This window comes from Aureimonas sp. N4, assembly GCF_001463925.1.
Classification (GTDB): domain Bacteria; phylum Pseudomonadota; class Alphaproteobacteria; order Rhizobiales; family Rhizobiaceae; genus Aureimonas; species Aureimonas ureilytica_A.
The window spans coordinates 1-9,721 of sequence record NZ_BBWS01000068.1 but is presented as its reverse complement, the minus strand read 5'-3'; the positions used below and the strand labels follow the sequence as shown (position 1 = coordinate 9,721).

Sequence of the window (9,721 nt, the reverse complement as noted above, 5' to 3'; positions counted from 1 at the left end):
CGCACAGCAAATCAACGAAGCCCTTCACAAATTGAACGGGGATGGAAGTACCCTTTCCAGCGATCATGACCGTGATCATCGGTCCTCCGTCTTTCGATCGGCAGCTTGATAGAAAGCTACATTCACAGTTGCCGAAATCGAAGGATCGAAGAAGATTTGAACGGTATTTGACGCTACTCCCAACGTCGTCAGACCCGAGCCGCTCGCTCATAAAGGGCTATAGGGTCGGGCCTAGTAGCCTGGCTCAGTGCCCCACGGGTTTACTCCTTGTGGACTTATGGTGCTGATCGATCCAGTGCGAACCAGCGAGCTAGAGCTTTGTCCACGGCCTGCAGCGTCGCGACTTCAAGGTGACCGAAACAGGGACCAACCTTCTCGCGCGGCACAGTTTGGACCTTGTCCACCATCACCTGTGAGAGCTTGTGCAGCCCGTTTTCCGAAGTGGGCTCGACATCGATCCGAAACAACGGGGTCGGCCGCAAGTCCCCTGTGACCGGCATGACCGAAACCGAAGGATGCTCGTTGAAGAGGTCAGATTGGACCACGAGCGCCGGACGCGGCTTGCCATAGTCCCCTTGCAACGCGATCGTCACGAGGTCGCCTCGCTTCACGCCCATCCGTCCTTGTCCGCAGCCCCCTGAAGCCAGTCCAGCGTTTCGCGCTCCAGCGGATCGTCGTGTAGAAGCCGAGATTGTCGTTGGCATTCCTCAGCAAGGGCGACGCGATCTGATTGAAGCGCCTGCCGCTCCATCTCCGCTCGTGCCTCAAGTTCTCCGAGGTGCTGAAGGATGGCCTCACGTGCGTAAAAGCTCTTGGTGCGTCCGGTGCGCTTGGCCAAGGCATCCAACCGCATCTCGATCTCAGGAGGAAGCCGTAGCGCCAACATGATTCAACTCCCTATTTGCTATACATGTATAGCAAATAGGGAGTTGAATCTCCAAGCCGTTGCCAGACTCGTGCTTAGCCTTCTGCCTCACATTGCGTAATCAATAGCCATAATCGCGGCTACGCTCGCGCTCCAGCGCTATACCCAAGGGTCTGCGCTACGACTACGAAATGGCGGCGATCTACGCCAATGCCTTGGGCGAGGAGCAGCCCTCCATCGCCGAACGCATATGGCGATGGCGGCCCTTCTTTTTTCGTGTACAGAAATTAAATGCAGATCGTCTGGGATGAGCCGAAGCGTGAACGCAACCTCGTCAAACACGGTCTGGATTTCGCTGCTCTGACACCGGATTTCTTCGAGGCTGCTCGGGTCGAGATCGCCAAGGAAGGCCGGTTCCTCGCGATCGGGGAGTTGGACGGAGTGACGATCCTCGCTGTCATATTCCGTCCGCTGGGATCGGAGGCGCTGTCCGTCATCTCGATGCGACCGGCGAGCCGGATCGAAAGGAGTCGCGCATGACCACGAACAAATGGCCGAGCTTCATCACGCGCGATCTTGGCCCCGATGACGACGCCGAGATGATGCGACGTTGGGAGGCCTACGATCGCGAGATGAAGGCGCTCATCGCCACGGGTGCGTTTCATCAGGACGAAGACACTTGGTGGGTTGAGACGGCAACGGGCGATCTCGTCGGTCCCGATCCTGCCATCGAGCGCCCCCTGTCATCCTCGGAAGTCTCGCAACTGCGGCCCTTCGCGGACGTGTTTCCCGATCTGGCCGAGAGCATCAAACGCTCGCGGGGACGCCCTGCAAAAGAGCATCCCAAAACCGCCGTGACGCTACGGATCGATCCCCGCGTCGTAGCACGCTACCAGGCGGGGGGAGACGATTGGCGAGCACGGATGGTGGAAGCGCTGGAAAGGGCTGCCTCCTAAAGCATTCGACGGGACGATCGACGCCGTCAGGCCCGGCCCGCTCTCTCACGAAGGGCTGTAGGGTCGGGCCTGACGGCTGGCTCGGCATCGGAGCCACTACAAACCGAAATCGTACTCTCTGTCCCGCTCGCGGTCCCGCTGGCGCTGCTGTTCTATTTCCTGGGCAACCTGTCGCTCAACGATTTGAGCCTCTCGCTCAAGCCCGTCAGCGTTTCGTCCAAGCTCCCGAGCGCACCGCTCGACGCTTCGGATAGACGCATCAAGGCTGCGTCCGTCTCGTCCTGGTGTCTGCGCGCCGTCTGCGAAGCTTTGGCCAAGCTCGTCTGCGAGCGCTCCAGAGCGTCCAGCCGCTTCATGATGGAGGTCGTCACGCTCTCGAAGCCAGCCATCAAGGAAGCGAGTTGCCTCGCGTATCCATCCTGCAAATCGCTGATTTGTTGCTCGTGCGATCTCTGCAAGACGTTCAGCGAAGCCAGAAGCTCGCGCTCCAAAGGGGTCATCTGATCCATGCCCTAGTTCTCCGGCAACTTCAGGCATAGGCGGTTCTCGCAGGTGTAGAACTCCTGCTCGGTTCCCTTTGGCAGAAGCATCATCTTGCCCTTCTGAGTGTTCCAGAACTCGATCCTGTTCGTCTGCCGTTGGAGTTCGCTGAGTGCGCTCCTCGCGGTCACGAGTTGATCCTGTGTCCGGGTCAGGTCCGTATGCGCCCACCACGTCATGCCAAAGAGGATCGCTGCGGCGCTCAGAAGGATCGTCACGCTCAAGATCGCGGTCATCCGCGCGTGAGACAGGAAGCGTGTGATCCCGTGGCTCGCTTCCTCGTTCAAACTCGAGAACGTCGCTCGCAAACCATCCTGAGCGGCGATCGTCTTCGCCTGAATGAGGTTCGCGGCCCTCGCTTCTTCCTGTTTCAAGAAGGCGCTGAAGCTCTTCATCTCGGACAGGGCTTCGGCCGTAGAGCTCTGCATGACGCTCCGCACGCGCTCGGATTCGCTCCTCAAGCTCTGTGCGAGCAGCCTCCGCTCGTCGTCCAGCATCGTCTCGATCATCGAGCGATGCTCGCTCAAGAGCTGCGTGTCGTCGTTGATCCTCTGCCGCATACGCTCGCTCAAGCTGAGCGCTGGCGGTCCATCCTTCTTCATAAGGGGTGCCTTTCAGGCGAAAGCGCTCTCCGCTGTCCGGGTCGAGCACGGTGATGAAACTCTTGGACTGGCGCGGGATCTCCAAGCCGGTCTCCTGAAGGGCCGCAACGATCTCGGCGCGGTCGCGCACGAGGCCGTGCTCGATCCACCCCTCGACCATCGTGTGGACCGCCTCGCGATCCCGAGCCCGCTCTGGGGCTTCCAGCGTGACGTGACGGTCGCGCGCGCGGGCCGGGTCGTGCGGGTCGGCCCAACGGTTTTCGCCGTTCAGGGTGTTCTGAAGCGTCCCGTAGAGGCTTTGCCAGCCAGGGGGAGCGATGTTGAAAGCGCGCTCTGACGCTAACTCCATGCGCGGTGTGACGAAGTGCAGTTCGACCCGCCCGCCCTCGGTGTGGCTGTGACGCACCCAGAGAACGGCGTACTGGTCGGATTCGAGCCCCGCGAACGCCGTACGCTCGAACTCGTCCATGACCTGGTTCTGCTGCGCCTCGCTCGGTGCGTCCTCCAGAGCGAAGGACACGACGCCGCTCGTGTAGCGCCATTGCCGGTCGATCGCATCGATCAGGTCACGTATCGTGTCGGGATCGCCCCGCAGCACCTTGGGCGGCGAATGTTCCCGATCGTCCAGGCGCAGCACATAGCCCACAGGCCCCGCTCCGGAGCCTTGGCCGCGCGGAAAGAACTTGATCAGCACGTAGCAGTCGCCTCGTCGGCGTCCTGCGCCAACTCGACCGACCCTGCACGGTCGATCTTCTGTCCCGCGCTCTGGACAGCCTGTCGGAGAGCGGCAAGCTCACGATCGATCTCGATCAGCGCCACCAGAATGCCCTGCGCCTCCACGCCTTGCTTGTTGCGGTTGGCCCAGCGGGCAATCTGGTTGAGGTTGTTGCCGATCCGGGCCAGCTCGCGCAGCAGCGCTGGATCGGTCGCCACGCGCCGGCGTTGCCGACGCACGGGTGCACCTTCAAGGCCCTGCCGGATCAGCGCCGATAGCGTTACGCCAGCGTCCTGGGCCTTCAGCAGCCAGCGACTTCGCTCCTCATCCGAAACCCGCAGCTTGATCCACATGCTGTCGTCTCAGCGTTTAGAGCCGCTTCGGCGGCCGGGGGTTCAAAGGGGGCTACGCCCCCTTGCCAGTCTCGAAGAGGACACGCGCTAGCGTGGCCACGAGAGTACACTGGCTAAGAAACGACGGACAAGCTCCTTTGGTCGCCGCTGCTGAAGGGCAGTGCGATGATGAAAAAGGCGGAGGAGGAGCGGTCCGGTTAGGGGTCACCTAGCTTTTGGAGGCCGATCGATCCGCTCTTTCGTCTCTCTGGAGCTCTTATGAGGGGTTGAAGGTTTCGGAATCGGGCTTTTAGAAAAAAGATGTGTTTCCGTGGGGCTCGTATTTTTGAACCCTATGCCTGCGTCCTCGGCGGTATCCCGTGCTCTGGGTCCGCGCCGCAACCAGGTCATCCACTCGGCCGAGATGATCCGCACCACGTTCGGCAGGTTCTTGGCCCCTTCTCGCCGCCGCTCCTCGATGCTGACGAGACCAAGCTGGGCCGCGCGCCGAATCGTCGTCTGCGCTGTGGTCCGGCAAACACCGGCGCGCGCGGCGATCTCGGGCAGGGTTCGCTCGCAGGCTCCTTTGTCGCGCACCTCGTCGCCCACGATCCGCAGCACGGCCAGTGCACTTGTCGTCCAGTCGGCTGCCAACGTCGCCGGCAGAGGCCCAGTAGCAGCGAGACGGCGGCGACGGCCGATGCGCTCGGGGTGCCGCTTCGCCAACTGAGGTCGGCGCTTTGGAAACAGGCTCTGGCGCGGACGAGGAAGCTCGTGGAGAAGCTTGGGTGGCTTGCGCCGGGCTTCCAGTGCCTCTGCCAGTCTCTGCGCTTCAGTGTCCTCGATGAGGCCTGCGGCATGGCCGCGCCAAAGCGTCAGGGAAAGGTCATGGAACTGCGACGGGCGGATGGCCTCGATCGCAGCCGCAATCTGATGTGCGAGCATACGTCCCTCGGGTCATGCCCGACCGGGAAAGTGGCCACATACACGGCAAAGCTTCGCCGTTCGCAAAAACTGCGTTTTTGCGTTGACGGGCGCTCGGGTTTTTGGGAAGGTCCAGCTACCACACTAGGACTTTCCCCGGCGCCTTTTGCCGGATACGGGCCCGCCTTTCCCAGGCGGGCTTCGTTGTTTTTAGCGTTCGAAGAATCGAACGTTGCGCCACTATTCCCGCCCAAGGGGTGGCGCGTCAACTTCTTAAGAAGGCCCATTGTTGGGCGTCCGCCATCCGTTCAACGCATGTTCAACAGCCGGTGGACGGGTGGTCACGCCTGCGTAAGGCTTCGCGTCCATCATATCGTTCGCCCGGACAACGGGTGTTGAACGGGTGCTCCTATGGCGGAAGAATGGCTGACTTACAGCGAGTTGGGTGAACGTCTTGGCGTATCGTCCGAAGCGGCTCGCCAGAAATCCATGCGGCTGCGCTTGCGAAAGCAGTCTGGAAACGACGGCAAAGCGCGGGTGTGGGTCGATTGGGAGGAAGTCGCCGCCAGCACGACTACTCGCAAATCAAAGGACGAGGAGAACGACGAACCAACGGCCGATGAACAGCCGTCGGACGAGCGGACGATTGCCGCTCTGGAAGCCCACATTGAAAGCCTTCGCGAAGCTGTCGAGCGCGGGGAAACAGCGTTCCATGCTGAGCGCACGAGGGCAGATGACGAGCGGGCTCGCGCCGATCGGGAGCGAGACCGGGCAGATACCGAACGGAGCAGGGTGGACGAGCTTTTACGGCGGGTCGTGGAACTAGCCACTGAGACCGGACAACGAGCGGACAACGACCGTCGAACGGACGAAGAACTGGCCCGCCTGCGTGCCGAGTTAGCCGCACAAAAGAGCCGCCCATGGTGGAAGCGAATGGCAGGCTAAAACTTCCGATTTTCACACGTCAGAAGCATCGTCGTTTGTGAAGGGACACACGAACTTTCGACCTCAAGCAGTCTTCGGCGCACCCAAGATGGTTTACCGAAAGCGGTCGTTGCTCAACCGTGGAACCGTTCTCGGTAGGCGCTCGGGCCGACGCCTAGATGGCGGAGGAACGTGCGACGCATGGTCTCCGTCGAGCCGAAACCGCAGCGGGCGGCTGTTCGCGTCACGCTGACGCCTTCTTCTAGCAACCTCCTTGCGCCATCGATGCGAAGGATTTCCACTCCTTCCGCCGGCGTGCGGCCCATGGCGTTCCGATAGCGCCGGCAGAAAGTGCGAAGGCTCATGCCCGCATGTTCGGCCAGCGCTGATAACGTCAGATCTCGGTGGAGATGGGCGGCGATCCAGCCGTGTAAGTCCTCGAACGTCTCGTCCGACGATTGAAGCGAGAGCGCCGCGCTGAACTGCGATTGACCGCCTGGACGCTTCAGAAACACGACGAGCTGGCGCGCCACGGACAGCGCCAGCCTGTGCCCGTGATCGGCCTCTACCATGGCGAGTGCCAGATCAATCCCCGCCGTGACACCCGCCGATGTCCAAATCGTGCCGTCACGGATGAAGATTGGGTCGGGGTCGAGACGGACTTCGGGATAGCGTGTCGCGAACTCCGCGCAGCGCTGCCAGTGCGTCACCGCCCGGCGCCCGTCGAGAAGCCCAGACTCGGCGAGGAGCAGCGCACCGCTACACACCGAAGCGGTGCGCTCCGCCGCTGATGCTCGCTGACGGATCCAGCCGATCAGCGCGCTGTCGCATCGTGCCGCGTCCACGCCGTAGCCGCCAGCAACGATCAGCGTGCTGAGCGCGCCCACCCGTTCGGCCGCAGGCTCAGATTTGAGCGTCAGGCCGGAGCTTGTGACGACTTCGGCATCAAGCGAGACCACGGTTATCTCGTAGGGCTTCGGCTGACTCGGCGGAGTCAGATCGTTGGCGGTGGCGAAAACCTGCGCCGGGCCCGTCACGTCGAGGATCTGGACGCGGGTGAAAGCCAGAATTTCTACCCGGTGAGGCGATGGTGCAATTGGCATGAACCGAGCGATGATTGGCGCAACAGCCAAATCGTCCCGCGCTACGCTCCTTTCGTCAAGACAGGATGAGACCCATGACCCTTCGCTTCGGCCTTCTCTGCTTTCCCGGCGTCCAGCAGCTCGATCTCACCGGCCCCTACGAGATCTTCGCCTCGGCGCGCGGCGCCGTCGTCCACCTTGTGTGGAAGGACCTCGAGCCGGTCCGCTCCGCGACCGGCCTAATGCTGACGCCGGACACGGTGATGGCCGAGGCGCCGGACTTCGACGTGTTGTGCATTCCCGGCGGCTCCGGGATCAATGGGCTCCTCGCGGACGAGACGGTCCTCGCCTTCATTCAAGATAAGGCGCAAAGGGCGCGGTTCGTCACTTCTGTCTGCACCGGCTCGCTGGTCCTCGGAAAGGCTGGGCTCCTCCAAGGCAAGCGCGCTGCCACGCATTGGAACGCGATGGACTTCCTGCCCGCCCTCGGCGCCATCCCAGTGGCGGAACGCGTCGTGCAGGACGGGTCCATCATCACTGCCGGCGGCGTCACATCGGGCATCGACTTCGGCCTCGCCGTCATCGCTGAGCTTCTCGGACGCGAGGAGGCCGAGACGATCCAGCTCTCGCTCGAATACGCCCCCGCTCCGCCCTTCGATGCCGGCTCTCCTGCGTCCGCCTCGGATGCCGTCATCGCGGCGGCCAGGACCCGCATGGCGGGCTCCCGCCGGGAGCGAGAAGCCCTTCTGGGTAAAAGTATCGGTTGACCTAAGGGACGATTGCAGTGCTGCTTCCAATTCCCAGCGCGCTGCCGAGCAAGCGTCCCCCGAACCCGTCTTTTATTAGCCAACGGAAGGCGACACGCACGTCGCTGGGGACGGCGACCACGACCTGATATCCCAAGTCCGGATAGCGAAGGAGCCGGTCGATGTCTCCGACCATCTCCTCGATCAGACCGAAGACGCCGACGATGTTCGAGGCTCCGTCGGGAAAGGTGATGGGAGGGCCGTTGGCGCGGATGTCGGCTTCAGCCCACTGGATCGGCGCGTTTGCGAGAACGCGCCGGACGGAGTTCAGCTTGGTTACGAAGGTGACGCGTACGGCGTCCGGCACCAAGCGCCGGGCGTTGGCGATGTTCTCGGCAAAGTTGGTCGCCTCCTCGTCGAGAATGACCGCCTCGGGCGAGATGCCGTTCGCTTGAGCCCTGTCCGCAAACAGCGACGCCTCGGTTTGCGTCCAGAGCTTGTCCGTCCAGTTGCCCGTCTTTCCGGTGATGAGAAGGCTATCGTATCGCCCCTGACGGAAGAGTTCGCAGGCATGATCGCAGACCCGTAGATCGTATGACCCGCACACGACCAGAAGACCGTCCCTATGCCGATCGCCACAGGCCGTTAGGTAGTCCCAAAGAACGTAGGCGTTTCTCATCGTCGGGGTAATCGAGAAACCTCTGCTGCCGGGCGAAGCGCAATGGCAGCTTATCTGCAAACCGCCACTCAAAGCCGACCGACGGCGTTCCACCCAAAATCGTCGTTCCCTTGCTGAACCGCTCGATCCAGCAGTGTTCCAAATGGGTAGGTGTTCCTGATGGTCCGTCACAACGGGTCTAACGGGTTCTCATGAGACGGTTTCGTGCGTCTCTGCGCCTGTCGCGTCTGGGTTCGCTCAGAAGAAACAGACCAGTCTAACCGAACCTACGTTCGAAGGCCGCCCTGATCCAATCAGCAGAGCGAATTGACAGGTCCTGAGCCTATCTCCCTTTCGAAGTATGAAGCTTTAATCGTTTTTCGGCTAAATAATCGCGTGTCGGAGGGGTTTGATCGTGGTTTTCGGCAGTGTTTCGAAAGCGTCGCTGAAAGCGGAAGTGCTCCGCCTGAAAGCGATCGAGCAGCGAATGATCGTGCTCGATGAGCGGAGCGGAATTGGGCTCTGGGATTGCATCATCGTCAATGGTGATGCGACTCACCCCGGAAGCCAATGGTATTATTCTCCCGAATTGCGTCGAATGCTCGGCTATCAAACGGAAGCCGAATTTCCGAACGTCATGGAAACCTGGACCAGTCGTGTTCATCCCGACGACGTGGATTATGCCGGACGTGAGTTCGGAGGGTTTCTGGCAGACAAAGAGGGCAACAAGCGTCTGGATTTCACGGTCCGTATGCGACGCAAAGATGGTAGCTTCCAGTGGTGCCATTCGACGGGCGGTGCCGAGCGCGATGCTTCGGGAACAGTCCTTCGTATCAGTGGAGCTCTTCGTGATGTCCATGGTCAGAGAAGCCTGATGGAAGAGCTTGAAACCTCGCGCGCCGCGCAGGTTCAGGCCACGTCGTCCGCATCCGCAGCTATGGAAGAGATGGCGGCTAACATCTCGCAGAACGCTTCCAACGCCTCGCAGACCGAGACGGTGGCCGCGCATGCTTCCAAGAATGCAGAACTGACGCGCGCCTCTGTGACGGAAGCGATTGCTTCCATGCGCCTGATCGCAGAGAAGATCCGGGTCGTTCAGGAGATTGCGCGTCAAACCGACCTTTTGGCACTAAATGCAGCCATCGAAGCGGCTCGGGCCGGGCAACACGGCAAAGGCTTTGCTGTTGTCGCATCAGAAGTGCGCAAGCTGGCTGAGCGTTCACAGATCGCAGCAGGAGAGATTGGCAAGCTTTCGGTATCGACCGTTCGCCTGTCCGAAGAAGCTGGCGAGATGTTGAAGGAGTTGATGCCGGATATTCAGAAGACGGCCGAACTGGTGCGAGAGATTTCGTCGGCCTGCCGCGAGCAGGATGTGGG

Annotated in this window: 11 protein-coding genes and 2 pseudogenes; 5 read left to right on the top strand and 8 right to left on the bottom strand. The window is 61.4% G+C overall.

The annotated features are described in order from the left end of the window. Positions 1–275: 275 nt before the first annotated feature. The 3 genes and pseudogenes from AUL28_RS21730 to relB all read right to left on the bottom strand — a co-directional run. Positions 276–611, bottom strand: coding sequence for a type II toxin-antitoxin system PemK/MazF family toxin (locus AUL28_RS21730; RefSeq protein WP_058635996.1), 336 nt, complete (start codon positions 609–611; stop codon positions 276–278). Continuing rightward, positions 608–706 (bottom strand): annotated as a pseudogene (locus AUL28_RS23790) (antitoxin MazE-like protein); the annotation flags it as partial. The pseudogene AUL28_RS23790 and the gene AUL28_RS21730, both read right to left, overlap by 4 nt. Further along, positions 707–886 (bottom strand): annotated as a pseudogene (gene relB, locus AUL28_RS23470) (type II toxin-antitoxin system RelB family antitoxin); the annotation flags it as partial. It lies immediately after the preceding pseudogene. A gap of 270 nt (positions 887–1,156) precedes the next feature. On the opposite strand from relB, the gene AUL28_RS21720 reads away from it, so the two are divergent. Together AUL28_RS21720 and AUL28_RS21715 are read left to right on the top strand one after the other, a co-directional pair. Next, positions 1,157–1,405: a BrnT family toxin gene (locus AUL28_RS21720; RefSeq protein WP_062224482.1), complete on the top strand. Its 249-nt coding sequence runs from the start codon at positions 1,157–1,159 to the stop codon at positions 1,403–1,405. Beyond that, positions 1,402–1,821, top strand: coding sequence for a BrnA antitoxin family protein (locus tag AUL28_RS21715; protein WP_062224480.1), 420 nt, complete (start codon positions 1,402–1,404; stop codon positions 1,819–1,821). The genes AUL28_RS21720 and AUL28_RS21715 overlap by 4 nt, the downstream gene beginning before the upstream one ends. A 96-nt stretch (positions 1,822–1,917) precedes the next feature. Here AUL28_RS21715 and AUL28_RS23785 read toward each other — a convergent pair whose 3' ends face one another. The 3 genes from AUL28_RS23785 to AUL28_RS21690 form a co-directional block, all read right to left on the bottom strand. Next, positions 1,918–3,657 (bottom strand): relaxase/mobilization nuclease domain-containing protein, encoded by a 1,740-nt coding sequence (locus AUL28_RS23785; RefSeq protein ID WP_156420143.1) that lies wholly within the window; start codon positions 3,655–3,657, stop codon positions 1,918–1,920. Continuing rightward, positions 3,651–4,031 carry a MobC family plasmid mobilization relaxosome protein gene (locus tag AUL28_RS21695; protein ID WP_062224473.1) on the bottom strand — a complete coding sequence of 127 codons (381 nt, stop codon included), beginning with the start codon at positions 4,029–4,031 and terminating at the stop codon, positions 3,651–3,653. Before AUL28_RS21695 ends, AUL28_RS23785 begins: the two co-directional genes overlap by 7 nt. Positions 4,032–4,235: 204 nt before the next feature. Continuing rightward, positions 4,236–4,955 (bottom strand): hypothetical protein, encoded by a 720-nt coding sequence (locus AUL28_RS21690; RefSeq protein WP_062224471.1) that lies wholly within the window; start codon positions 4,953–4,955, stop codon positions 4,236–4,238. A 390-nt stretch (positions 4,956–5,345) separates the two neighbouring features. On the opposite strand from AUL28_RS21690, the gene AUL28_RS22405 reads away from it, so the two are divergent. Next, complete coding sequence (locus tag AUL28_RS22405; RefSeq protein ID WP_082640635.1) at positions 5,346–5,879, top strand: hypothetical protein; 534 nt, start codon at positions 5,346–5,348, stop codon at positions 5,877–5,879. Between the two features lie 113 nt (positions 5,880–5,992). On the opposite strand, the gene AUL28_RS21685 is transcribed toward AUL28_RS22405, so the two are convergent. Further along, positions 5,993–6,961, bottom strand: a complete 969-nt coding sequence (locus AUL28_RS21685; RefSeq protein WP_062224486.1) for a GlxA family transcriptional regulator — start codon at positions 6,959–6,961, stop codon at positions 5,993–5,995. 74 nt (positions 6,962–7,035) lie between these two features. Between AUL28_RS21685 and AUL28_RS21680 the strand changes: the two genes are divergently transcribed. Beyond that, positions 7,036–7,707, top strand: coding sequence for a DJ-1/PfpI family protein (locus AUL28_RS21680; RefSeq protein WP_062224469.1), 672 nt, complete (start codon positions 7,036–7,038; stop codon positions 7,705–7,707). Between the two features lies 1 nt (position 7,708). Here the strand turns inward: AUL28_RS21680 and AUL28_RS21675 are convergent, their stop codons facing one another. Continuing rightward, positions 7,709–8,458 (bottom strand): YdcF family protein, encoded by a 750-nt coding sequence (locus tag AUL28_RS21675; protein WP_202814907.1) that lies wholly within the window; start codon positions 8,456–8,458, stop codon positions 7,709–7,711. Positions 8,459–8,759: 301 nt separating this feature from the next. Here AUL28_RS21675 and AUL28_RS23605 point away from each other — a divergent pair. Then, the coding region (locus tag AUL28_RS23605) for a methyl-accepting chemotaxis protein (RefSeq protein WP_280137306.1) at positions 8,760–9,721 on the top strand (962 nt) is incomplete at its 3' end.

What these genes read in the sequence shown, in the direction of transcription:
- AUL28_RS21685 (WP_062224486.1), bottom strand. Translation starts at nt 6,961, where the DNA reads ATGCCAATTGCACCATCGCCTCACCGGGTAGAAATTCTGGCTTTCACC.
- AUL28_RS21680 (WP_062224469.1), top strand. Translation starts at nt 7,036, where the DNA reads ATGACCCTTCGCTTCGGCCTTCTCTGCTTTCCCGGCGTCCAGCAGCTC.
- AUL28_RS22405 (WP_082640635.1), top strand. Translation starts at nt 5,346, where the DNA reads ATGGCGGAAGAATGGCTGACTTACAGCGAGTTGGGTGAACGTCTTGGC.
- AUL28_RS21690 (WP_062224471.1), bottom strand. Translation starts at nt 4,955, where the DNA reads ATGCTCGCACATCAGATTGCGGCTGCGATCGAGGCCATCCGCCCGTCG.
- AUL28_RS21695 (WP_062224473.1), bottom strand. Translation starts at nt 4,031, where the DNA reads ATGTGGATCAAGCTGCGGGTTTCGGATGAGGAGCGAAGTCGCTGGCTG.
- AUL28_RS21720 (WP_062224482.1), top strand. Translation starts at nt 1,157, where the DNA reads ATGCAGATCGTCTGGGATGAGCCGAAGCGTGAACGCAACCTCGTCAAA.
- AUL28_RS21715 (WP_062224480.1), top strand. Translation starts at nt 1,402, where the DNA reads ATGACCACGAACAAATGGCCGAGCTTCATCACGCGCGATCTTGGCCCC.